22 protein-coding genes and 3 tRNA genes are annotated in these 24,335 nt (G+C 38.1%); 18 read left to right on the top strand and 7 right to left on the bottom strand.

What is annotated here, in order from left to right:
- The first annotated feature begins 2 nt into the window (after positions 1–2).
- The 14 genes from ccmI (at position 3) to AC27IF_RS06465 (ending at position 14,314) form a co-directional block, all read left to right on the top strand.
- The gene (gene ccmI / locus AC27IF_RS06530) at positions 3–1,283 is read left to right on the top strand and encodes a c-type cytochrome biogenesis protein CcmI (RefSeq protein WP_487053049.1); all 1,281 of its coding nucleotides are present in this window, start codon (positions 3–5) and stop codon (positions 1,281–1,283) included.
- 26 nt (positions 1,284–1,309) lie between these two features.
- A complete protein-coding gene (gene hemH / locus AC27IF_RS06525; protein WP_487053047.1) occupies positions 1,310–2,368 on the top strand; it encodes a ferrochelatase in 1,059 nt (352 codons plus the stop codon).
- An 80-nt stretch (positions 2,369–2,448) separates the two neighbouring features.
- Entirely contained in the window at positions 2,449–3,714 is a 1,266-nt protein-coding gene (locus AC27IF_RS06520; protein WP_487053045.1) for a dipeptidase, read from the top strand.
- A gap of 87 nt (positions 3,715–3,801) precedes the next feature.
- Entirely contained in the window at positions 3,802–4,878 is a 1,077-nt protein-coding gene (dinB, locus tag AC27IF_RS06515; RefSeq protein ID WP_487053043.1) for a DNA polymerase IV, read from the top strand.
- A 32-nt stretch (positions 4,879–4,910) separates the two neighbouring features.
- Positions 4,911–5,408: a regulatory protein RecX gene (locus tag AC27IF_RS06510; protein ID WP_487053042.1), complete on the top strand. Its 498-nt coding sequence runs from the start codon at positions 4,911–4,913 to the stop codon at positions 5,406–5,408.
- A 27-nt stretch (positions 5,409–5,435) separates the two neighbouring features.
- The gene (gene alaS, locus AC27IF_RS06505) at positions 5,436–8,066 is read left to right on the top strand and encodes an alanine--tRNA ligase (RefSeq protein ID WP_487053040.1); all 2,631 of its coding nucleotides are present in this window, start codon (positions 5,436–5,438) and stop codon (positions 8,064–8,066) included.
- 385 nt (positions 8,067–8,451) lie between these two features.
- Entirely contained in the window at positions 8,452–8,646 is a 195-nt protein-coding gene (gene csrA, locus AC27IF_RS06500) for a carbon storage regulator CsrA (protein ID WP_487053039.1), read from the top strand.
- A gap of 187 nt (positions 8,647–8,833) precedes the next feature.
- A tRNA-Ser gene (locus AC27IF_RS06495) sits at positions 8,834–8,926 on the top strand.
- 166 nt (positions 8,927–9,092) lie between these two features.
- Positions 9,093–9,169: transfer RNA gene (locus AC27IF_RS06490), tRNA-Arg, on the top strand.
- A gap of 80 nt (positions 9,170–9,249) precedes the next feature.
- Positions 9,250–9,326: transfer RNA gene (locus AC27IF_RS06485), tRNA-Arg, on the top strand.
- Between the two features lie 775 nt (positions 9,327–10,101).
- Positions 10,102–10,380, top strand: a complete 279-nt coding sequence (locus AC27IF_RS06480) for an OadG family protein (protein WP_487053038.1) — start codon at positions 10,102–10,104, stop codon at positions 10,378–10,380.
- Positions 10,381–10,402: 22 nt separating this feature from the next.
- On the top strand, positions 10,403–12,184 hold the full coding sequence (gene oadA, locus AC27IF_RS06475) for a sodium-extruding oxaloacetate decarboxylase subunit alpha (protein ID WP_487053036.1): 1,782 nt from the start codon (positions 10,403–10,405) through the stop codon (positions 12,182–12,184).
- An 8-nt stretch (positions 12,185–12,192) separates the two neighbouring features.
- Positions 12,193–13,326 (top strand): sodium ion-translocating decarboxylase subunit beta, encoded by a 1,134-nt coding sequence (locus AC27IF_RS06470; protein WP_487053034.1) that lies wholly within the window; start codon positions 12,193–12,195, stop codon positions 13,324–13,326.
- Positions 13,327–13,477: 151 nt separating this feature from the next.
- Positions 13,478–14,314, top strand: coding sequence for a M48 family metallopeptidase (locus AC27IF_RS06465; protein ID WP_487053032.1), 837 nt, complete (start codon positions 13,478–13,480; stop codon positions 14,312–14,314).
- 4 nt (positions 14,315–14,318) lie between these two features.
- Here AC27IF_RS06465 and pdxH read toward each other — a convergent pair whose 3' ends face one another.
- From pdxH to AC27IF_RS06450, 3 genes are all read right to left on the bottom strand, one after another.
- The gene (gene pdxH / locus AC27IF_RS06460) at positions 14,319–14,972 is read right to left on the bottom strand and encodes a pyridoxamine 5'-phosphate oxidase (RefSeq protein ID WP_487053030.1); all 654 of its coding nucleotides are present in this window, start codon (positions 14,970–14,972) and stop codon (positions 14,319–14,321) included.
- Between the two features lie 69 nt (positions 14,973–15,041).
- Positions 15,042–16,394 (bottom strand): amidohydrolase, encoded by a 1,353-nt coding sequence (locus AC27IF_RS06455; RefSeq protein WP_487053028.1) that lies wholly within the window; start codon positions 16,392–16,394, stop codon positions 15,042–15,044.
- 90 nt (positions 16,395–16,484) lie between these two features.
- Entirely contained in the window at positions 16,485–16,688 is a 204-nt protein-coding gene (locus AC27IF_RS06450) for a PA3496 family putative envelope integrity protein (protein WP_487053026.1), read from the bottom strand.
- 157 nt (positions 16,689–16,845) lie between these two features.
- Between AC27IF_RS06450 and AC27IF_RS06445 the strand changes: the two genes are divergently transcribed.
- On the top strand, positions 16,846–19,026 hold the full coding sequence (locus AC27IF_RS06445) for a tRNA(Met) cytidine acetyltransferase TmcA domain-containing protein (RefSeq protein WP_487053024.1): 2,181 nt from the start codon (positions 16,846–16,848) through the stop codon (positions 19,024–19,026).
- A gap of 5 nt (positions 19,027–19,031) precedes the next feature.
- Here the strand turns inward: AC27IF_RS06445 and AC27IF_RS06440 are convergent, their stop codons facing one another.
- Both AC27IF_RS06440 and AC27IF_RS06435 read right to left on the bottom strand, forming a co-directional pair.
- Positions 19,032–19,247: a hypothetical protein gene (locus AC27IF_RS06440; protein ID WP_487053022.1), complete on the bottom strand. Its 216-nt coding sequence runs from the start codon at positions 19,245–19,247 to the stop codon at positions 19,032–19,034.
- A complete protein-coding gene (locus AC27IF_RS06435; protein ID WP_487053020.1) occupies positions 19,238–19,447 on the bottom strand; it encodes a hypothetical protein in 210 nt (69 codons plus the stop codon). The genes AC27IF_RS06440 and AC27IF_RS06435 overlap by 10 nt, the downstream gene beginning before the upstream one ends.
- A gap of 155 nt (positions 19,448–19,602) precedes the next feature.
- On the opposite strand from AC27IF_RS06435, the gene AC27IF_RS06430 reads away from it, so the two are divergent.
- The 3 genes from AC27IF_RS06430 (at position 19,603) to AC27IF_RS06420 (ending at position 22,755) form a co-directional block, all read left to right on the top strand.
- Positions 19,603–20,490, top strand: a complete 888-nt coding sequence (locus tag AC27IF_RS06430) for an ABC transporter ATP-binding protein (RefSeq protein ID WP_487053018.1) — start codon at positions 19,603–19,605, stop codon at positions 20,488–20,490.
- A complete protein-coding gene (locus AC27IF_RS06425; protein ID WP_487053016.1) occupies positions 20,487–21,509 on the top strand; it encodes an ABC transporter permease in 1,023 nt (340 codons plus the stop codon). Before AC27IF_RS06430 ends, AC27IF_RS06425 begins: the two co-directional genes overlap by 4 nt.
- 127 nt (positions 21,510–21,636) lie before the next feature.
- Positions 21,637–22,755, top strand: coding sequence for a beta-ketoacyl-ACP synthase III (locus tag AC27IF_RS06420; RefSeq protein WP_487053014.1), 1,119 nt, complete (start codon positions 21,637–21,639; stop codon positions 22,753–22,755).
- 289 nt (positions 22,756–23,044) lie between these two features.
- Here AC27IF_RS06420 and AC27IF_RS06415 read toward each other — a convergent pair whose 3' ends face one another.
- Both AC27IF_RS06415 and AC27IF_RS06410 read right to left on the bottom strand, forming a co-directional pair.
- On the bottom strand, positions 23,045–23,854 hold the full coding sequence (locus AC27IF_RS06415; RefSeq protein ID WP_487053012.1) for an alpha/beta fold hydrolase: 810 nt from the start codon (positions 23,852–23,854) through the stop codon (positions 23,045–23,047).
- A 163-nt stretch (positions 23,855–24,017) separates the two neighbouring features.
- Positions 24,018–24,191: a DUF3545 family protein gene (locus tag AC27IF_RS06410; protein ID WP_487053010.1), complete on the bottom strand. Its 174-nt coding sequence runs from the start codon at positions 24,189–24,191 to the stop codon at positions 24,018–24,020.
- Positions 24,192–24,335: the final 144 nt, after the last annotated feature.

Here is a 24,335-nt window from a genome sequence, read left to right as displayed (position 1 = left end):
TTATGGAAATCGTATTAATTCTTGTAGCTTTTATACTCATCTTGTTATGTGCAATTTGGCTACCATATTTTAAGCAAAATAAAGCTCAGCAACGTGCAGATATAGTTGCTACAACACAGCAGAGCGTACGTGCTCAAACCAATATCAATTTGTACCATGAGCATAAAGCCGAAATAGAAAAAGATTTTTCTGAAGGCGGCATTGACGAAGAAAATTATCAATATTTATTGGCAGAGCTAGATAATAGCTTGCTTCAGGATATTGAATCAGCAGAGAAAAATGTTGTTCCTTTAGAAGAAGGTCAAACCTTTAATATTCTTTGGCCACTAACTTTATCTGTTTTTATAATCGCTTTTTCAATTGCTTTGTATGTAAAGCAAGGCACATTAGATAAGTTAGTCTCCATGCCTGCTGTTAGTCATGGCTCAGGACAATCAATGTCTATTGAACAGCAAGAGCAAGCCCGTCAGCAACAAATGATCGATTACATTGACGAACTGCAAAAGCACCTTAATGAAAAACCAGATGACGGTGAAGCTTGGTATAGCTTAGGACAAACTTATGTGGGTGCAGGAGAGTTTAATCATGCGATAGCTTCTTTCGAACAAGTAATTCGTATTGAAGGTGAACATGCAGACTTACTTGGTGCAATCGCGCAAGCAAGTTATTACCAGCATAACCAACAAATAGACGAACATGTACAAAGCTTAATTGACCGTGCATTAGCTTTAGATGAATTTGACCCATCAACCAATATATTGCTAGGTATGCATAATTTTATGGAGCAAAATTATCAGCAAGCAATTCATTATTGGCAACGTATTATTAACGCCAATAGACAAGGTGTGAATATTGAGGCACTACAAGAAGCGGTTAATGAAGCTAAAAACCGTTTATCTTTGCCTGTTGAGAATACGCCAGAGGTCGTTGGCCCAAGCATTCAAGTTACGGTGAGTTTAGCTGATGAAGTTGAGCAGCAACTTGCGCTAGGTGAAGATAAGGTGGTGTTTGTATATGCTTTACCGACTAACGGCCAGCGTATGCCGTTAGCAGCAGTAAAACTAATGGCGAGTGATTTACCTAAAGTGGTGACCTTAAATGATAGCCAAGCGATGACACCACAAAATAAGTTAAGCAGTGTTGAGCAGGTACATATATTTGCGATAGTATCTAAACAAGGTGGAGCAGGAATTAAGCCTGGAGATTTTAAAGGCGAAGTTCGAGATATTGCTGTCGATAATAAAGAAACGATTAGTTTGATTATTGATAACTTGGTAGAGTAGGTTTAGTTAAGTTATGGAAGTAGAGCATGAAGTCACGTTTTAGCGCTAGCAATAGCACTCAAGGTAATACCTCATCAAAAACTGGGGTACTATTAACTAATTTAGGCTCACCTGAGCATGCAACGACGAGTGCGGTTCGACACTATTTACGAGAGTTTCTCTCTGATCCTAGAGTTGTGGAAATTCCAAGACTCATCTGGATGGTGATTTTGCACGGTATTATTTTACGTGTCAGGCCAAAAAAGTCAGCCAAATTATATCAAAGTGTCTGGACTGATGCTGGCGCACCCTTGTTGGTTATAAGCCAAGCACAAAAAGATAAAGTAGCACAAAAGCTTAAACAACAATATGGAGATGATGTCGTTGTTGATATAGCTATGCGTTATGGTAAGCCTTCTATCAATACGGTGTTGCGAAAATTTCAGCAACAGGGTATCGATAAGCTTGTTGTCTTACCGTTATATCCACAATATGCGGGACCGACAACCGCTTCAGCTTTTGATGCTGTGAGCCAAGAATTACAACAATGGCGCTATGTGCCTAGTTTGCATTTTATTAATAGCTATCATGATAATTCTCATTACATTAAAGCATTGGCTAACACCATCAGTGAGCATTTAAATGTACACGGAAAGCCTGATAAATTAGTGCTTTCTTATCATGGTATGCCTGAGCTTTTTTATCAGTTGGGTGATCCTTATTACGACTTCTGTCAACTTACCACTAAACTCTTGATTGAAGAGTTATCTCTTAGGCCATTAGGGGTAAGTGACAATGACTTTGTGATGACTTTTCAATCTCGTTTTGGCAAAGCAACATGGTTACAACCATACACTGACGAAACACTCGCAGAGTTAGCCCAAAACGGTGATAAACACATAGCGATAATTAGCCCAGCATTTAGCGCTGATTGTTTAGAAACACTTGAAGAGCTTGAACATGAAAACCGTGAAGTATTTATGGAGGCTGGTGGTGAGCAATATCACTATATCGCAGCATTAAATGATCGAGATGATCATATTGATACCCTGATCAATATTCTTTCACCCTCTTTGAAATCATTTCAGCAAACTTACATTGACTAAAGTTGCTATATAAAATTATCATCATGGGTCTTTACCATGATGATAAATCACATCTTAATAACAATTATAAAAGGTAGCACATGAATTCCTTATCTCTTAATCGATTATCGCTTGTTGCATTATGTTCAGTTATGGCATTAACGTCATGTGGAGATAAAGCTTCAGTGACTGAAAAGATCAATACAAGTGACACCGTAACGACACAAGCTTTAGCTAAGAAAATAGCGAAAGAAGCACTAATTATTGATACACATATTGACGTACCTTATCGTTTGGAAGAGGAATATGAAGATGTGAGTTTTGCTACTGAGCATGGTGATTTTGATTATCCAAGGGCGGTAAAAGGTGGTTTAAACTCAGCTTTCATGTCTATTTACATTCCTTCAAAACTACAAAAGTTAGGGGGCAGTAAAGAGCTTGCTGATAAGTTAATTGATGATGTTGAACTGATCGTTAAACAAGCACCAGATAAATTTGCACTGGCTTATTCAACAGAGCAGGTAAAAGAAAACTTTGCTAATGGACTTATTTCACTACCTTTGGGCATGGAAAATGGCAGCCCAATAGAAGGGGATTTAGCTAATCTAGAGCATTTTTATCAGCGTGGTATTCGTTACATTACCTTAGCACATGCGAAAGCAAATCATATATCAGACTCTTCCTATGATGAAGAGCGTCCTGCTCAAGGCTTAACTGATTTTGGTAAAGAGCTAATTGTTGCCATGAACAATACCGGCGTGATGGTGGATATTTCTCATGTCTCTGACCAAGCGTTTTATCAAGTGATGGAAATCAGTAAAGCCCCCGTGATTGCTTCGCATTCTTCAGCACGTTTCTTTACCCCTGGTTTTGAACGTAATATGTCTGATGACATGATCAAGCTGCTCGCTGAAAAAGGTGGTGTTATCCAAATGACGTTCAGCGGTATCTTTATTTCACAAAAATATCGTGAACAAAGTGCTGTTTATAAAATAGCCAAAGCGGCGTTTATTAAAGAAAATAGTTTAAATGAAGAGCTAGACACCGATAAAGCTGCAATAGAAGCTTTTGAAGAACAATACAAATTAGACAACCCATATGACGTAGGAACCTTAGCTCAAGTATTAGATCATTATGACCATGTGATCAAATTAGTGGGTATTGATTACGTTGGTATTGGCTCTGATTTTGATGGTGTTAGCGGTATTCTCCCAAGTAACTTAAGAGATGTAGCGAGTTATCCAAACTTAATCGCCGGTTTATTAGAGCGTGGTTATAATAGGCAAGAGATTGAAAAGTTACTTTCGGGTAATTTAATGCGTGTTTGGCAACAAGTTGAAGCATACGCGGCACAGCAGAAAAACTAAATTCAAGTATAGCGCTTTTATAATATAGGCAGCTGTGTATTAGTGCTTCTTTATTGACACTGTATAAAAAGCCAGTAAACTGTCGGTATGACAGAGCTTGCGCATAAGAAAATAATACACATCGACATGGACTGCTTCTACGCAGCCGTGGAGATGCGTGATTTTCCTGAATACAGAGATATACCATTAGCGGTTGGTGGAGATGGGCCTCGCAGTGTATTAAGTACCTGTAATTATCAAGCAAGAGAATATGGCGTGCGTTCAGCGATGTCAGCCATTAAAGCTAAGCAACTTTGTCCTAATTTAACCATAGTAAATGGCAGAATGTCGGTATATAAGGAAGTCTCAGCTCATATACGAGAAATATTTTCTCGTTATACCACACTCATTGAGCCCCTTTCTTTAGATGAAGCTTTTCTTGATGTAACAGAGTCAACACTGTGCCAAGGTAGTGCGACATTAATTGCAAAACAAATACGTGCAGATATATTTAACGAGCTTAATTTAACTGCATCAGCAGGTGTAGCACCGAATAAATTTATCGCTAAAATAGCCAGTGATGAAAATAAGCCAAATGGTCAGTGCGTGATTTCACCTGATAAAGTAACAGATTTTGTTGAACAACTGTCGCTAAAAAAAATTCCCGGTATTGGTCCTAAAACATTTGAAAAGTTACAGTCTTTTGGCTTTTCAACTTGTGCTGATGTACGTTCTTCAACTATTGCTAATTTAACTACCATTGTTGGAAAATTCGCGACAAGTCTGTATCAAAAGTCACACGGCATTGATCATCGGGAACTAGAAGTTAGCCGGCAGCGTAAATCTTTAGCGATAGAAACTACGTTGGCTGAAGATATCTGTACACAAGGTGATTGTTTAGCCGTTATTAATACCTTATATCCAAAACTATTGGCCCGCTTAACTAAAGTAACGGGACGAAAGATAGTGAAACAAGGGATTAAATTAAAGTTTAATGATTTTAACCAAACGACGGTTGAACAACAAAGTTTAGATGTGCAGCAAGATATATATACTGCCTTATTACCGAGAGCCTTCGAGCGAGCCAATGGTCGAGGCATTCGACTTGTCGGATTAACTATCGGGTTTGCAGAAGAAGATAGCGATGAGGTTAAGTACCAAGCTAAACAATTGAGTTTACTTTAACTCCCTAAATATTGTATTGAAAAGAACAAGACATGATAGAAGAACAGCAACAGCGGAAAAAAAACAAATACCAAAAACAAACAGCGCTTCAATGTGGTGTAGGTTTACTGGCACGTCGAGAACATTCTGAGTTTGAATTAAGACAAAAGCTAAATACTCGTGAGTTTGAGGCTGGTGACATTGAAATAGCCGTAGAGCGTCTATTAGAAAAAGATTACTTATCAGATGACCGATTTGCTCAAAGTACTTGTCGCTATCGAGCGAATAGAGGTTATGGTTGGCGTTATATCGCTAATGAGCTTAAACAAAAAGGTGTTAGTACAACAATTATTCAACAATTGCAGAAAAATTGCGAAATTGATTGGTATCTTCAAGCCGAGCTTGCGTATAATAAGCGCTTTAGTAAATTTGAAACCAAAGACCCTAAAGTAGCTCAAAAAGAACAAGCCAAAAGAATTCGTTTTTTGCAATATCGTGGCTTCTCAGCTGACGAAATTTTTGCGATAGAGAGCATTTACATTAGTAAATAATAGTTGAATAGATTGATTAAGGTTCCCATGATTAAAAGCACCGCCGAAGTACGTCAGGCATTTTTAGATTATTTTGCCACGAAACAACATCAAATCGTTAAAAGTAGTTCACTAGTTCCTGGTAATGATGCCACGTTATTATTTACCAACGCCGGTATGGTGCCTTTTAAAGATGTATTTTTAGGTGCTGAAAAGCGCAGTTATACCCGTGCAACTTCAGCTCAGCGTTGTGTTCGTGCTGGCGGTAAGCATAATGATTTAGAGAATGTTGGTTATACGGCTCGCCATCATACTTTTTTTGAAATGATGGGTAACTTTAGCTTTGGCGATTACTTTAAAGAAGATGCCATAAGCTATGCATGGGAATTTTTAACCGATGTTCTAGGATTGTCAAAAGATAAGTTATTAGTGACGGTTTATGAAAGTGATGAAGAAGCTTTTGCCTATTGGAGAGACGAAGTAGGTGTGCCGGTTGAAAAAATAATTCGCATCGGTGATAAATCAGCAGACAAAAAGTTTGAGTCTGATAATTTTTGGTCTATGGGTGATACAGGTCCTTGTGGACCATGCTCAGAAATATTTTATGATCACGGTGAGCATATTTGGGGAGGGCCTCCTGGCTCACCTGAAGAAGACGGTGATCGTTTTATCGAAATTTGGAATATCGTCTTCATGCAATTTAATCGCCAAGCAAATGGTGATATGGAGCCTTTACCAAACCCATCAATTGACACTGGCATGGGCTTAGAGCGTATTTCAGCTATCATGCAAAATGTGCATAGCAATTATGAAATCGATTTATTTCAAGCACTAATCAAAGATACGGCTAATTTACTTAATTGTACTGATTTAGATAATAAGTCATTGCGAGTGATTAGCGATCACATTCGTTCATGCTGTTTTTTAATCGTTGATGGCGTTGTGCCATCTAATGAAGGTCGTGGTTATGTATTACGTCGTATAATACGACGTGCGATTCGTCATGGTCACAAACTAGAAGCCCAAGCACACTTTTTCCATAAACTGGTTAATTCATTAGTTGAGCAAATGGGGGAAGCATATCCTGAATTAAAGCAGCAGCAAGCGACTATTGAAAAGTTATTACGTATAGAAGAAGAGCAATTTGGTCGCACACTCGATCGAGGTATGCTGTTACTCGAAGATATTTTGTCTAATTTAACTAGCGATACCGTTAATGGCGATGATGTCTTTAAACTTTATGATACTTATGGTTTCCCTGCAGATTTAACTGCAGATATTGCTCGTGAACGTCAACTAAATATTGATCATGAAGGGTTTGATGCTGCTATGCGTATGCAACGTGAGCGCGCGCAACAGGCAAGCAACTTCGGTACTGATTATAACCAACAATTAAAATCAGATCATAAAACTGATTTCAAAGGTTATGACAATGATTCCTACTCTTCTACCATTGTTGAGTTATTTAACAATGAAGAGCAAGAAGCGGTAGAGCAATTAAACGCCGGTGAGCGAGGAATCGTCATTTTAGATCGCACACCTTTTTATGCTGAATCAGGTGGTCAAGTTGGCGACAGTGGTTTATTACACCTTGATGGTGGCACTTTTGAAGTCGAAGATACCATTAAGTTAGGTGATGCCTTTGCTCATAAAGGAATTGCGAAAACAGATATGGGCTTAAACCGCCGTGTTAAAGCTGAAATTGATGTTGAACGTCGAGCCGCTATTGTTAAAAACCATACCGCAACACATTTAATTCACGCTGCACTTCGTAACGTTTTAGGTGAGCATGTCGCACAAAAAGGCTCATTGTGTGATGAGGATAAATTACGCTTTGATTTCTCTCATTTTGAAGCAGTTACAGAGCAAGAGTTATTTGATGTTGAGCAAATGGTGAATAATGAAATTCGTCGAAATCATCAAAAAGACACTGAATCAATGTACATAGAAGAAGCCAAAGAAAAAGGTGCTATGGCATTGTTTGGTGAAAAATATGATGATGAAGTTCGTGTTGTTACACTGGGAGACTTTTCAATCGAGCTATGTGGTGGTGTCCATGTAAATCGTACCGGTGACATCGGTTTACTGAAAATCGTCTCAGAATCAGGTATTGCGGCAGGAGTACGCCGTATTGAAGCTGTAACAGCGACAGGCGCTTTAGCATTTATTAATCAACAAACCGCAACATTGAATAAGGTAGCAAATACCGTTAAATCTGATGTCGCAAACGTTGATGCTAAAGTAGAACAGCTTGTTACGCGTTCCAAAACATTAGAAAAAGAAATTATTGCCCTGAAACAAGAGTTAGCGGCGCAAGCGGGCTCTGATTTAATAAATACAACTGTTGAAATTAATGGTGTTAACGTGCTTATTGCTGATTTAGATGGTGTCGAAAGCAAAGCCTTACGCGGTATGGTTGATGATCTTAAAAACAAAATGCAATCGGGTATTATAATGCTTGCTACTGCTAACGGCGGTAAAGTTGGCTTAATCGCAGGGGTTACTAAAGATCTTATTGGTAAAGTTAAAGCGGGCGAGTTAGTCAACATGGTTGCACAACAAGTTGGCGGTAAAGGGGGAGGGCGACCTGATATGGCACAAGCTGGTGGTAGTCAGCCTGAAAACATTACCGCAGCATTAGCGTCAGTAACGCCTTGGTTGACTGATAAGTTAACTTAGTTTTAAGCCTTTTGTTTAAGAAAACCAATAAGCATTGTTTATTGGTTTTTTTTTACCTTGAATTTGACAGGTGAATGCGGAATGATTTTTTGGTGTTTTTTTACTCTCGAATGTTAACCGTGTGTTAACGGTTGCGTTATCGAACAAAAAATAACATCAAAAAAACATCTTTTGTCTATATTCAAGGCTAATATAAGCTTGTTAGAATGACTTGTAACTTGATGAGTGGAAAGAATAGGAGCTAAAACTTATCAAAAAATGACTTTTTCCCAAATATTTACTATTACTTAAAGTGTATGAAGGAAAAAGATACTAATTTCATATATTACTAGCTTATATATATTTATTTAGTGATTCTCAACTTTAGAAAAAAAGGAAGATGTATATGTTAATATTAACACGACGCGTTGGTGAGACATTAATGATTGGTGATGAAGTCACTGTGACTGTCTTGGGCGTTAAAGGAAATCAGGTAAGAATAGGTGTTAATGCGCCGAAAGAAATCTCAGTGCACCGTGAAGAAATTTATATGCGCATCCAAGCTGAGAAAGATGGAAGTGAGGCATCTGGCAACGTTTAATTTATTTGAAGTAATAAAACGTTCAATAAAAAGCACCATAATAGATGGTGCTTTTTTATTTTTTGGACGTTGAAATGGTTGAAAATTGATGTTTTTGTTTGAATTGTCAACAAACAGAACAAAAAGCTAAATAAATGAGTAAAAATGTTTGACTTATTTTTAGGATCCATTAATATTCGCACCCACTGGAGAGGTGGCCGAGTGGCCGAAGGCGCTCCCCTGCTAAGGGAGTATCTGGTTTATAGCCGGATCGAGGGTTCGAATCCCTCCCTCTCCGCCATTAATTTTATTTTTAATAATTAATGGCTGTGTATCTTTAAGCTAAGATGTAAAAAATAGTTTATTGCGGACACGTAGTTTAGCTGGATAGATTGTTTAGTGATGATGGCTACGAACAAGGTTCGTTTTATCGGGTAAGTAACGATATAAAATACATCTTAAATTGCGGACGCGTAGCTCAGCTGGATAGAGTACCTGGCTACGAACCAGGCGGTCGCAGGTTCGACTCCTGCCGCGTCCGCCACTTTTTCTCTTTAGAGTGAAAGTGGTAAAAGCAAGAAGAACAGCTACTATTAAAGCTGTATAAAGAAATTTTTAGACCGCGGACGCGTAGCTCAGCTGGATAGAGTACCTGGCTACGAACCAGGCGGTCGCAGGTTCGACTCCTGCCGCGTCCGCCACATCTCTAAGAGAATAAATAAACCTAGCTTTTGCTAGGTTTTTTTATGTCTGAAATTAACCGTTAATATATTGTGCAGTAAATTCATCGCTCAGCTGGATAGCTTATGTTTAGAGAAAGCTGGCTACGACTGAATCCCTTTGCGGTCGCAGGTTCGACTCCTGCCGCGTCTGCCACATCTCTAAGAGAATAAATAAACCTAGCTTTTGCTAGGTTTTTTTATGTCTGAAATTCACAGTTAATATATTGTGCAGTAAATTCATCGCTCAGCTGGATAGCTTATGTTTAGAGAAAGCTGGCTACGACTGAATCCCTTTGCGGTCGCAGCTTCGACTCCTGCCGCGTCCGCCACATCTCTAAGAGAATAAATAAACCTGGCTTTTAGGTTAGCTTGTAAAAATGTCTAGGACTTGGTGCTATAACCTGTTTTATCCTAGTATGAAAATCACACTAAAATTAGCGGCTGCTGGTGAGTAGATGTGTAACAGAAGCGGCTATTATGAATATTATTCAAGTTTCCTGCATAAAATACCTATTAGGGTATATTGTATAATATCAGGGTTGTTTCTTCTCTATGACCGATATTCACTGAAATGATATTGTATACAATATCTTCTTTATGCAATTAATCCTGAATAATTAGTAAAAAAGACTGAATATCTCCTCTTTTGGGGCTTGACGAAGAATTATTTTTCTGAAACGGCTAAAAAGTGTTTGTTTTTAATTATTGGAGTGATTATTCTAATTTCTGAAATTTTAAAATGAGAAATCAAAAAATGAACGATATGCAACAGCATTTTATAGAAGCAGGTACATTAATGCTCGCTGGTATGGTATTTGTCTTTGCTTTTTTAAGTATCTTAATACTATTTATTAATACGGTATTGGCTAAACTGGCAGTTAAATTTCCAGATCCGGTTGCACCAACTAGTAAACGTTCAGTAAAAAAAAATAACAAAGTAGCAAGCGGTGAGGTTTCACCCGCTATTGTTGCAGCTATAAGCGGAGCTGTTACACGCTACCGTCAGCAACACTCCCAACAAAATATTAAATAAATAACGAAATAAGGGCACAGTCATGAGCAAGCCATTAGGTATTACCGAAGTTGTCTTAAGAGATGGCCATCAGTCAATATTAGCAACACGTCTACGTTTAGACGATATGCTACCCATTGCAAAAACCTTAGACGAAGTAGGTTACTGGTCAATAGAGTCTTGGGGAGGAGCAACATTTGATTCTTGTATTCGTTATTTAGGAGAAGATCCTTGGGAACGTATTCGTGCATTAAAAAAAGCAATGCCAAATACAAAGCAACAAATGTTATTCCGTGGTCAAAACATATTGGGCTATCGCCATTATGCTGATGATGTTGTTGAGAAGTTTGTTGAGCGTGCTCACTTAAACGGTGTTGATGTGTTCCGTATTTTTGATGCGATGAACGATGTCCGTAACCTGCAAACCTCTATAAAGGCCGCCGTTAAGGTGGGAGCGCATGCACAAGGGACTTTAAGCTACACTGAAAGCCCAGTTCATACACTTGAAGGTTGGTTGACTATGGCCAAGCAACTTGAAGATATGGGTGCACATTCTTTATGTATTAAAGATATGTCTGGTTTATTAAAACCTTATGATGCAGCAGAGTTAATCTCTAAATTAAAAGAAACTGTATCATTACCTATTGCTATGCACTGTCATGCAACAACAGGTTTAAGTGTAGCAACACAAATGAAGGCTATCGATAGCGGTGTTGATGTTATTGATACTTCAATTTCTTCAATGAGTATGACTTACGGGCATTCACCGACAGAAACAATTGCTTCAATTGTTGAAGGTACAGCACGAGATTCAGGCTTAAATGTTGAAAAAATGGCTGAAGTAGCTGCATATTTTCGTGATGTCCGTGAAAAGTACGAGCAGTTTGAAGGTAGCCTAAAAGGTGTCGATGCTCGTATTCTTACTGCACAAGTACCTGGCGGCATGTTAACCAACATGGAAAACCAGCTGAAAGAGCAGGGCGCCTCAGATAAATTTGATGATGTTCTAACTGAAATCCCTAAAGTTCGTAAAGACTTAGGTTATATCCCTCTAGTAACACCAACCTCGCAAATTGTTGGTACGCAAGCTGTTCTTAATGTACTTACCGGCGAACGTTATAAATCAATCACTAAAGAAACCGCTGGAGTTCTTAAAGGTGAATATGGTGCTACTGCGGCGCCAGTTGATAGTGCATTACAAAATCGAGTTTTAGATGGTCAAGATGTGATCACTTGTCGACCTGCTGATTTACTTGACCCAGAAGTGGATAAATTATCTGAAGAGTTACAAGGGTTAGCAAAAGAGAAAAATATTACGCTGGCTGATGAAACTATTGATGACGTGTTAACTTACGCATTATTCCCACAAATTGGTTTGAAGTTTTTAGAGAATCGTAATAACCCAGATGCTTTTGAACCTGTACCGACTAAAGCGACTCCTAAAACAGAAAGCGTTGCACAGACGTCGTCATCGACTACTGAGCCAGAAAACTATGCAGTGAGCGTTGATGGTAAAGTTTATGATGTTGTTGTAGCGCCTGGAGGCTCTATTGAGTCAATTACCCATCCTGCCGGTGATGATGCCATTAAACAATCAGCATCTATTTCAGCAGAAGAAACATTAAATGCGCCACTTGCAGGTAACATTTTCAAAGTGTTAGTTAATGAAGGTGACAATGTTGAAGCGGGTGATGTCGTTATTATTATGGAAGCGATGAAAATGGAAACCGAAGTACGTGCAGTTAACGCGGGCGTGATCACTAGTTTACATACTAAAGAAGGTGACGCTGTTGCAGTTGGCGACGCCTTACTTAGCTTTTCATAGGGGATAGCATGGATTCGTTAAATAAACTGTGGTTATCAACCGGCTTAGCAAACTTTGAGTTAGGCCAGGTGATCATGATGTTAGTTGGCTGTGGTTTACTCTATTTAGCCATCGCGCGTAATTTCGAACCTTTATTACTGTTACCTATGGGGTTTGGTTCGATATTAACAAATATACCGATAGCGGGCTTTTCAGAAGTTGGAGGCTTACTTCACTATATTTATTATGCAGGCATAGATACTGGTATCTTCCCCTTGCTAATATTTATGGGGGTTGGTGCTATGACCGACTTTGGCGCCTTAATAGCTAACCCTAAAACTTTATTACTGGGTGCTGCTGCTCAATTTGGTATTTTTGCTACTTTATTTGGTGCTATTGCACTAAACGTAGTGCCGGGTATTGAGTTCACTTTAAAAGATGCTTCAGCTATTGCCATTATTGGTGGTGCCGATGGACCAACAGCGATATTTTTAGCGTCAAAATTAGCGCCTCATCTTTTGGGAGCAATTGCTGTTGCTGCCTATTCTTATATGGCATTAGTACCAATTATTCAACCGCCTATCATGAGAGCATTAACATCTGAAGATGAACGTAAAATTGAGATGGAGCAATTACGTCCAGTAACTAAAATTGAGAAAGTAGTTTTTCCACTTGGCGTATTGTTAATGACCATATTCTTTTTACCTTCAGCGACACCTTTAGTCGGGATGTTTTGTTTAGGTAACTTAATGCGAGAATGTGGTGTGGTTGATCGTTTAAGCTCAACAGCGCAAAATGAATTAATCAACATTACAACCATCTTCTTAGGACTGGGTGTTGGTTCAAAATTAAGCGCAGAAGCATTTTTAAATGTTGAGACATTAGGTATCTTAGGACTAGGCGCCGTAGCTTTCTCTATTGGTACCGCATCAGGTGTAATGGTGGCTAAGGTGATGAATAAGGTTTCTAAAACACCTATTAACCCATTAATTGGTGCTGCTGGCGTATCAGCTGTACCAATGGCAGCTCGTGTAGCCAATAAAGTTGGTTTAGAAGCTAATCCGCATAATTTCTTACTAATGCATGCTATGGGGCCAAATGTTGCTGGTGTTCTTGGATCAGCAGTAGCGGCCGGTATATTATTAGCCTTAGTGGGTGGTTGATAAACTGCTTCCTTTATTGATTAACTGATATATCAAAACGCCAAGCTTGTCTTGGCGTTTTTTATTGTCGTTGCCATTATCATTCCCACTGTTTTTCCGTGCGTAAAATACTGTACAATATATTAATCGTATTATTCTCACTTTAAATTCTATGAAACGCATTTTAACAGTTATCTTATCTCTTCTATTTTTAAGCGCTTGTTCAACCTCTTCAACAGGTCGTAATCAAGTTTCTTTATACTCTGAAGCTGAACTAAACCATATGGGGACAACTTCTTTCGAGCAAATGAAGAAAGAGCTTCCGATAAGCCTTGATGTTGATACTAACGCTTTTGTTCATTGTGTCGCTGATGCTATTACAGCTAATGTACCTGAATCCGCCCATCAAGGTGAATGGGAAGTGGTTGTTTTTGACTCTGAGCAAATTAATGCTTTCGCCTTACCTGGCGGTAAAATTGGTGTTTATACTGGCATATTAAATGTTACTGAAAATCAAGATCAGCTAGCTGCAATTATTGGTCATGAAGTAGGTCACGTACTTGAGCATCATTCTAATGAACGATTATCAGCGAATAAGCTCTCTAACGTTGGTTTGATGGTCGCAGCCATAGCGCTAGGTGCCAGTGATGTTGATAATAAAGGCGCTTGGGTTGCAGGGCTGGGTATTGGCGTACAATACGGCTTAGTGATGCCATATAGCCGTGCTCACGAAAGCGAGGCTGATATTGTTGGTCAAGAGCTAATGGCGCACTCGGGGTTTAATCCTAAAGCTAGCGTGAAGTTGTGGCAGAATATGTCCAAGCTAAGTAAGGATGCACCACCTGAGTTTATGTCAACTCACCCTGCCAACGACACTCGTATTAAACAGTTAGGTGAGCATTTAGTGATTTCAGAAGACTTTTACTTAGCTCAAAAACAAAAAGGTGACTTACCACAGTGTGTTAAGCCAGATATTATTCCAGCACCGAGCAGTAAAACTAAAAAGTAATACCTTAAGGGTGTAATTTAAAATTATCCCAGTTGTTGTTATTTTTTTCGAAGCAAACTCGGTCGTGTAAGCGATTAGCTCGGCCTTGCCAGAATTCAACGTAGGTAGGTTTTACTCGCCATCCGCCCCAAAACTCAGGATGTGGAACTTCACCTTGTGCATATTTATCACTAAAGTGAGCCATTCGCTCATGTAGCTCATTAGTTTCTTTTAACTTTTGGCTTTGTTTCGATGCCCAGGCACCAACTTGGCTACCTCTGTCTCGGCTATGGAAGTAGTCAGCGGACTCTTGTGCTGTCACTTTTTCAACGCTACCTTCAATGCGTATTTGTCTTTGTAAAACATTCCAATGAAATAGTAAGGCTACTTTAGAGTTTTCAGCTAATTCATGGCTTTTTCTACTACCGTAGTTAGTGAAAAATACAAAGCCCTGTTCGTTAAATTCTTTCAAAAGCACCATGCGAGAGCTAGGTTGTCCATCACTGCTACAAGAGCTAACAGACATAGCCTCGGGGAGTAAAATCCCCGACTTATTGGCGTCTTCGAACCATTGAGTAAATAAAGGTAAAGGCGTTGAATTCTCAGGGATTTCGGGTAAAGGTAAAGCTACCCCTTGACCAAAAGTAAAGAGGCAGCGGAGTTTTTCAAATAATGTCATGGTTGATAAAAGCTCTAGGGGGAAATTAAAGACTAGCCATAAATAGCTAGTCTCATTATTTGCCCTAGTTTAATGGTGATTATCCATATAATCTAGCGTTAAATTAGTTAATAATTTAACGCCCAGCTTCATACCACTTTCGTCAATTTCAAATTCAGGGGTGTGATGATCGGGTGATTGCTCTTCAGGCATATTTTTAGCTTTGCCTCCGATAAATAGATATAAGCCAGGTACTTTTTCTTGAAAGAAAGAAAAATCTTCTGCGCCGGTCACAGGGTTGGTTACTTTCGTGTTTTCAGCGCCTGCAGTAGCTTGTAATACCGGTAACATTTCTGTCATTAATTTTTCATCGTTATAGGTAATAGGGTAACTGTAATCAAGTGGCAGTGTCACGGTTGCCTTAGCATTCATACTTTTAGCAATACTGTCTGCTTTATTATGAACTGATTGATGGATATGCTTTCTGATTTCAGGGTTTAGAGTGCGAATTGTACCCACCATCTCAACTTTGTTAGGGATAATATTGGAGCGTGTGCCTCCATGTATCATACCTACGGTTACCACAGCCGCACTGTCAATTAACTCAACCTCTCGACTGACAATGGTTTGTAACCCCATAATTATTTGAGCCGAAGTTACAATAGGGTCAACACTATTCCATGGATAAGCGCCATGAGATTGTTTGCCGTCTACGACAATTTTAAAAGGGTCAACTGCAGCCATAATCCCGCCAGATCGATAATGTACTGTGCCAACATCTTTATTTGAACTGATATGTAAACCGAAGATAACATCAACATTAGGAGCGGTTAAAACACCTTCTTTTACCATCACTTCTGCACCACCAACTTCGCCTTCTGGTGCACCTTCTTCAGCCGGCTGAAAGATAAATTTTACTTTACCATTTAATTTATCTTTCATGCTGGTTAATATTTTAGCAGCACCCATCAACATGGCTATATGTGTATCGTGTCCACAAGCGTGCATAACACCAACATCTTGTCCGTTGTATGTTGATTTAACTTTGGAAGCAAAAGGAAGGTTAACACTTTCAGTAACAGGTAAAGCGTCTATATCTGCGCGAAGAGCAACAACAGGGCCCGGTTTTCCAGAGTCTAAAATGGCGACTACACCTGTTTTAGCAATGCCGGTTTGAACTTCAAGCCCTAATGAAGTTAAGTATTTGGCAATTGTTTTCGCTGTTTCAAATTCTCTGTTGGAGAGTTCAGGGTATTGATGAAAATGACGACGCCATTTAATGACATCTGGCTCAACTTGAGCCGTTAATTTATCTACGGTACTTTTATGGGAAAGCGCTTTGGCTTGGGTATTAGCACTAACACTGGCTAATAAAAATAATGAGCAGAGAATTTTAGCTGTTAAATACGTTTTTTTAAGCTTAACGGTATTGTTATTATTCATGATAAATGTTGTATTTTTTAACTTAAAGGTATGTCAACCATACTGTATTTGTTTAAAAAAAACGAACATTACTTCTAGCCATATTTGCGATTACCAATCATCTTCATCGTCGAGCAGCTCTTTAAGCCTTTTCCTCTCCATCAATTCGTCAATACGCTTTCGAGCTAACAGATTTTTTTGTGCTTGAGCCAATGCTTCTTTCTCTGCAAGCTCGCTGGCTTCAATGTCAACTTCATGGTCATTTTCACTTTCACCGGAATCAAGATCATCTAAAAATTCTTCATCGCCTACCATTAGCTTTACTCACATAAAAATATGAAATGTTATCAATGTAGATATTAATCAACATAGGCAAGTAATATAATTTTTTCAATAGATTTTTCTACTTTATCCAGAGATTGCTTGCTAAACTATTGTCTTATAAAGAATTAAATTATCCGTATGATTTATCATGACAAATAAAGCATTTATTGCCTGGTTTCAAAGCTTTCAACAGCAAGCATTAGCGTTAAATGAGCGCCGATTAATTGTGCTTGCCGGAGATGAGTTATGGGCACAGTCATTATTAAATTCAGCTGATATTATTGAAGCAGAAAATAAAGAAAAGCCTCGCTCTTTTATTTATTCAGATAGTCCGGCTATCAAGGCGAATATGTCATTACAACGCTTTCGAGATAAACTCGGCAGTGAAAGTGATTATGTTGTGTTCATGCATAAGCTATTGCCTATTGACGTCATAGCTGCTCTTTCTGGTACCTTGGTGTCTGGCGGCATATTTATTTTAGTTGTGAAAAATTTACATGAGCTAGAGTCGAGTTTATTTTATCAACGTTTTTTAACCTTGGTTGCAGCTAGTACCGATCATGCGGTAATTGAGCAGGATAACTTTATTTTACCGGCACTCAGTTCTACTCAAGATGTTAAAACATTATTGCCACACTCTGATGAGCACCCCTTTGCTTGTGTGACTAATGAGCAAGTCACTGCAGTTAATGCCATCTTAAAAGTCGCGTTAGGAAAAAGAAAAAGGCCTTTAGTATTAACAGCTGATAGAGGAAGAGGAAAATCTTCTGCATTAGCAATAGCTAGTGCGCAGTTATTAAAAAATGCGAGTAAAGATAACCCATTGGTTATTGTGGTTACCGCTGCTGATATAAATTCATTAACTGTTTTTTTCAATCAATTGCGGATAAGTTTACCTGAAGGGTGTTTTGATAATAACTGTTTTACCTATAAAAACGGCATTGTTGAATTTATTGCCATTGATCAGCTTATTAAGCATGAGGTTAAAGCAAGTCTAATACTAATGGATGAAGCGGCGGCAATTCCGGTTTACCAACTTGAAGAAATAGTAAAATGTTATCATCGCCTCGTTTTTTCAAGTACTGTGCATGGTTATGAAGGAGCAGGCCGAGGGTTTACTATCAAGTTTCAACAGCGCCTTGAGGTATTATGCCCCCAATGGAAAAGTTTACATGTTCACCAGCCAATACGTTATCGACAAGACGATCCCCTTGAGCAATTAATTTTTACTGCTTGCCTACTCAATGCTGAGCTGACTGATTTATCTGGCAGTAAAGGTAGGGAAGGGGCGATAAGTGCTTTAACCCAAGTGGATATTAATTCTTTAGAGTTTAAAAAAATTAACGCTGAAATGCTAGTTGCTGATGAAGAGTTGCTAGCACAGGTAGTATCAATATTAGTAACGGCTCATTATCAAACGAAACCTAGTGATATCAAGTTGCTCCTAGATAATACTCATGTGACATTAGTGTGCTTATTCGCTGTTATTAATAATAAGCGCATTGTGGTAGCTGTGGCTATGTTAATGCATGAAGGCCAATCTGGTGATGTACCCATAGCGAGTGAAGATATTTGTGACGTTCTAAATTCTCGAAAACGCCTCACTAATCAATTTACTCCGCAATCTTTATTGACGCATTGTGGTGTTGAAAGCGCCTTTAGCTTTCACTATGTTAGGGTAGTGCGTATTGCGGTTCACGTCTCATTACAGCAGCAAGGTATTGGAGGGATGTTTTTAACAAAAATCGCCAAGTTTGCTCAAAATCAAGGAGCGGATTTTCTCTCTTCAAGCTTTGGCGCCACGCAAAGTTTGCTTAGTTTTTGGTTAAAGGATGATTTTCACTTGGCAAGGCTTGGTTTCAGTAAAGATAAAGCCAGTGGTGAGCACTCTGCGCTAGTTTTGAAGGCGCTTAATGATGAATCAACTACATTAACCGCGGGTATTAACACTGAGTTTTACCGAAGTTTTGATTTTTTACTTAATGATGAATACCAATATTTAGCAGCTGAGTTAATTGCACTGATTGTTCATTATTACCCTCAAGACCAATTAGAAAAACTATCACCGCATGACAAAGCTAATGTTGCTGCTTTTATTCATGGTCAAAGGCAATACGCTTGTTGTGTGTTTAGTTTATTTCTTTGGTTGAAAAATCAACTGACAGAGGATAATTACACTGAAAAGGGAGTGATAGTATTAATTGAGCGGATTATGCAGAAGCAAAGTATAAAAGAGGTTTGCGAGCAGCATAACTTTACCGGCAAAAAAGCATTAGAGCACCATATCAAAATGACAATTAATGCCATTATTGATGATAAACATCTTTAAGGTTTCTAATGGTTACTTTGCCAACTCCAGTACCTTTGCATAACTAAATAATCGCAGCGTTTATCACCACAGTAATTAATATCATCATGGTTTAACAGTTTCCCTAGATAATAACTGATTGTTTTTGCCAACCCTTCACTTGGGTTAACTTTATAAGTACAAATTAATAGCGTTAACCAGTTTTCAAGTTGTAAAAATTCAGATGAAGATTTTAAGCACATAGTTTCCCCTTAGTTGATAATTCACTACTCGCTGTACTCGTTAACAGTGCTTGCCATAAGATTTTTTTAGCATCAGCATTTAAACACTTACAATCACTACAATGAAGTAAACCTGAGTTGAGGAGCTGGATCAGCAAGTTAGTCGATAACTCAACTTGCACTTTACTCGCTTGAGCAGTATTTAACGTTTGCATAGTCATAATCATTTCTCTTTCGGTTTAAATGTATTGATAAGATAAAACAACAAACACCTAAATGCAAATGGGAATTGTTATCGTTTGTGAAATAAAAGTGCCTTTGTTTATAAATTCAGTACAATAAGATTTATGAGTTATTAAGTTAGAGATGTTATTGCGTGAGTATCGCTATTTGTGTTGAGAATCTAGTTAAGCAATATAAAGATGTTAAAGCAGTAGATAATGTAAGTTTTAGCGTCAACAGAGGGCATTGCTTTGGTTTGCTTGGGCCAAATGGTGCGGGGAAAACTACTACCATTGAGATCATGGAAGGGATCATTGCTCCTACCTCGGGGCAGGTTTTATATCAAGGTAAGGAGGTTGATGCCAGTATCTCTCAGCAAATAGGTATTCAATTTCAACATACGGCATTACAAGATTTTTTGACGGTCAAAGAAACGCTTAATTTATTTTCATCATTTTATCAGCACACTCTGGAGCAAAAGAGTTTAATTGAGTTATGCGATTTAGGTGACTTTTTAGACCGGGATAATCGCTTACTTTCAGGTGGTCAAAGGCAACGTTTACTTTTGGCCTTAGCGTTAATTAACGACCCTGAAATAATATTTTTAGATGAACCAACCACTGGACTCGACCCTCATGCGAGAAGAAATTTCTGGCAACTCATTAAAAATATCAAAGCACGCGATAAAACTATTATATTAACTACCCACTATATGGATGAAGCTGAGCAATTGTGTGACGATATTGTCATTATGGATCAAGGTCAGATAATAGAATCCGGCACTCCCCATCAGCTTTTAAATAAACATTTTGATGAAGTATTTATTTACTTACCTAAACAGCAAGTACCAGAAGCGTTAATTACCACTCACTCATGGCAAAATCATGGTGAACGTATTGAAATTACTACTGAGAATGTAGAGCAAACCTTAGCATTATTAATGCAAGAAAATGTCTCTTTAGACGGTTTACATGTTAAGTCGGCAAACTTGGATGACTTATTTCTGCATTTAACCGGGCACTCATTAAGAGAAGATAAATGAATATAAAGCGTTTTTTTGCGGTCTTTAAGGCGCGTAATATTGAATTTTTTCGTGATAAATCTTCACTAGGTTGGAACCTTGCATTCCCTATTTTACTTTTGGTTGGCTTTTCCTTTATTTTTTCAGGTGATGGTCGCTCGGCCTACAAGGTTGGTATCGTTATTAATGAATCACCATCAGCATTAAATTCAACGGAAAATTCGATAACCCAAACACGATTTGTAGATTTTATCGATTATCAAAATAGTGAAGAGGCTAAAGAAAAACTATCAAGGCATACCATTGATTTAGTGATAAATAATGATAGCCAAGAATATTGGGTGAACGATGAGTCATCGAAAAGCTATTTGATTGAGCGTATTTTTGCAACACAATTATCTGGCTATACACGCTTAGTAACATCAGGGAGAAAAATTCGTTATGTTGACTGGGTACTACCGGGTATTTTAGGCATGAATATGATGTTCAGCTGCTTATTCGGTGTTGGTTATGTCATTGTCAGGTACCGAAAGAATGCGGTATTAAAGCGTCTAAAAGCCACTCCGTTATCCGCTTTTGAGTTTGTATCCGCGCAATTACTTTCACGATTATTTATCGTAATGTTTATATCGTTTATCGTGTATAGCGGCTGTAACTTCCTGTTTGATTTCTACATGCTAGGAAGTTATATCGATTTAATCATTATTGGAATGCTCGGAGCATTTTGCTTAATTAGTTTAGGCTTATTAGTCGCTAGCCGTAGTAAGAGTGAAGAGTTAATAGGTGGTTTATTAAACCTAACGTCTTGGCCAATGATGATGTTATCTGGTGTTTGGTTTAGTTTAGAGGGGGCGCCACCTGCTTTGAAAGTTGTGGCAGATTTTTTACCGCTAACTCACCTTGTCGCCGGTGCTAGAAAAGTCATTACTGAAGGGGCAACCTTAGGTGACATAAGTTATCATGTTAATGTACTAATGATTATGAGCATTGTTTTTTTATCTCTTGGCGCTTACTTTTTTAGTTGGAATACCGAGCGTTAATCGACAAAAGACCTTAAATCAAATACACTGGTGGTCATACCTTTTTAGATATACTCAAGCCGAGTAAACTTGTCGGTTAACTTTGCCATAATTTAATGGTTTGAGTATGGTTTAGTTGAGAAAATGAATGTCTGTTGTAATTAGTGGTACTGGGTTATTTACCCCTCCTGAAAGTATTTCCAATGATGAGCTTGTTGAATGTTTTAACACTTATGTTGATAAATTTAACGCTGAAAATAAACTAGCAATTGACAATGGTGAAGTGGCTGCTTTATCCCATTCAAGTAGTGCATTTATAGAGAAAGCATCGGGCATCAAAAGCCGCTATGTGATGTCAAAAAGTGACATTTTAAATGTTGATTTAATGCGTCCGACATTAACGGAAAGATCAAACGAAGAATTATCATTACAAGCTGAAATTGGTGTTGCTGCCGCTAAGCAAGCTATGGCTGCTGCAAATAAAACCGCAAAAGATATTGATTTAGTGATTGTTGCCTGTGCTTATACTCAACGTTCATACCCAGCTATGGCGATTGAAATACAACAAGCACTTGGTTGCGGTGGTTGGGCATTTGATATGCTAGTAGCGTGTTCAGCGGCTACTTTTGGCATTATTAATGCGGCAAATGCAATTCGTAGTGGCACGGCTAAAACAGTGTTAGTGATTAACCCTGAAATACTTACTCCTCAAATTAATTACCGAGACAGAGATAGTCATTTTATTTTTGGTGATGTAGCTACCGCTTCCGTTATCGAAGATGAGTCAACAGCTACCGGTGAGCATGTATTTAAAATAATTGCCGAAAAGCCAATTACTCAATTTTCAAATAATATTCGCAGTAATATTGGTTACATGAATCAATGTACACCAGAAACAGAGCATGCTGATGATAAGTACTTTATTCAGCAAGGACGTAAAGTCTTTAAAGAAGTTTTGCCTATGGTATCTAGTTTAATCGCTGAGCAAATGGATGTAGCGAGAGTTTCTCCTAGTGACATTAAGCGCTTATATTTACATCAAGCCAATATCAATATGAATAATTTTATCGGCAAAAAAGTGTTAGGACGTGAGCCTGAAGCGGGTGAAGCACCAATTATTTTAGATGAGTATGCTAATACTAGCTCAGCTGGATGTATTATTGCCTTGCACAAGCATCATGATGGTTTAAGCTCTGGTGATAAGGCTGTGCTTTGTTCATTTGGTGCAGGTTACTCAGCTTGTTGCCTTGTATTAGAATATAAGTAGCCGTAACTTAATAACAAAATAACCTCAGCTCGTGATAACGACTTGCTTCCTAGCAATTACTTTTCCTTACTACGGCGTTAAATTAGTTTGCAATAGGCTAGCTATTGACGCACTAATTTGTCTTGTAATAAGAAAAAGTACTAAGCTAGCATGATGTAAAACATAAATTATCAATACTTCAATTGGTTAGCTAACCCTTTACCCCGAGATGAGGTTAAATAAACTGACTCAATTATTTCTTGAGTCAGGTTACTATAACTCCCTAAGCACAATAACTTCTGTTGTAGTGCTACTTTAAATCCCAGCTATCAATCATATCGACAATGAGTTTTGCAGTATCTTCTGGCCGCTCAAAAGGGAACATGTGTCCGCCATGCGTTGTTTCTAGGTTCATACTTTTATTTAGTTTGGCAAATTTCTTGAAAAAGCTATGTGGGCAAACATCGGTATTATCGGCATAAAGCAAGGTGGCTGGCACCTGCAATTTATTCTTATAACTCGAAAGATTCTCCGCTAAATTTCTAAATATATCCGCTTCTACGTTAGCATCGAACACTAGTTCTAGTTGATTGTTACGTTCAATAATGCCATGACTGACATAATCATTAAGGCAGCGCTTATCGAAGTTTTTAAATAAATTTCTTTTGGCAAATAGTGATGCAATGTCAGTACCTAAAGGCCAATGAGTGCGTCTTGCTTTTGCTTTACCAGCAGGGCTAAATTTATCTACAAGTCGGGTTTTTTTTAAATACTTTAAGGCGAGTGCCGTGGTACCCGTTACAACAGGGGGATCAATCATCAATAAGCCTTTAAATAATTTCGGCTGCTGACAAGCTGCTAAGAAGGCGACGACGCCACCAAAGGAGTGACCAACGCTGATAACTTGCTCTTGATTGTGCTCTTGTAATTGTTGCTTAACAAAATGAATTAATTCATCCACTAAAGGCTGCCAGTTATCTTTAACTGGGTAGTTTACATCATGACCATATTTTTCATGGCCAATAACTTGAAATTGAGATGGAAGATAGTCAAAAACTGTTTGGTAGCTAGATACCGGAAAGCCATTGGCATGAACAAAGTTTAATAAGGTTTTGGACATTATAATCGTTAATTGTCTATAAGTACGTCCAAGTTAAACAGGTGTTTGAATTTTGTCAATGTTTTGTAATAGATTATTGATATTCATTAAATAAAAGGTATTAAAAAACCCAGCAATGCTGGGTTTTAAGTGATTGAACAATATAGAGAGTTATTGTAATAAGTTAAAAATCTTCCAACATATATTCTAATGAGTCTTCATAAGCTTTGAGCTCTTTTTCTAATTGGAATTTATCTCTAAGTTGCTCTATTTCACGCCATTTTCTCTTTTTACTTGATGTTGCTTTTCCTTTTGCTGGCTGATTAATTGATTCTAATACTTGGTTTAAATTATCCATAAAACACCCCTAAAATGGTAAAACACAAATCAACTACTCCTTTTTAATACCATACTTTTTAAACGATTCAAATAAAAAACGCACAATTTAGTTAAAAATTGTGCGTTTTAGTAAAAGCAATTTAGAGATTATTTAGTAATCAAT

Source organism: Colwellia sp. KS18-150, assembly GCF_057551365.1.
The sequence above is the reverse complement of the archived record's forward strand: the minus strand, read 5'-3'. Positions and strand labels throughout refer to the sequence as shown.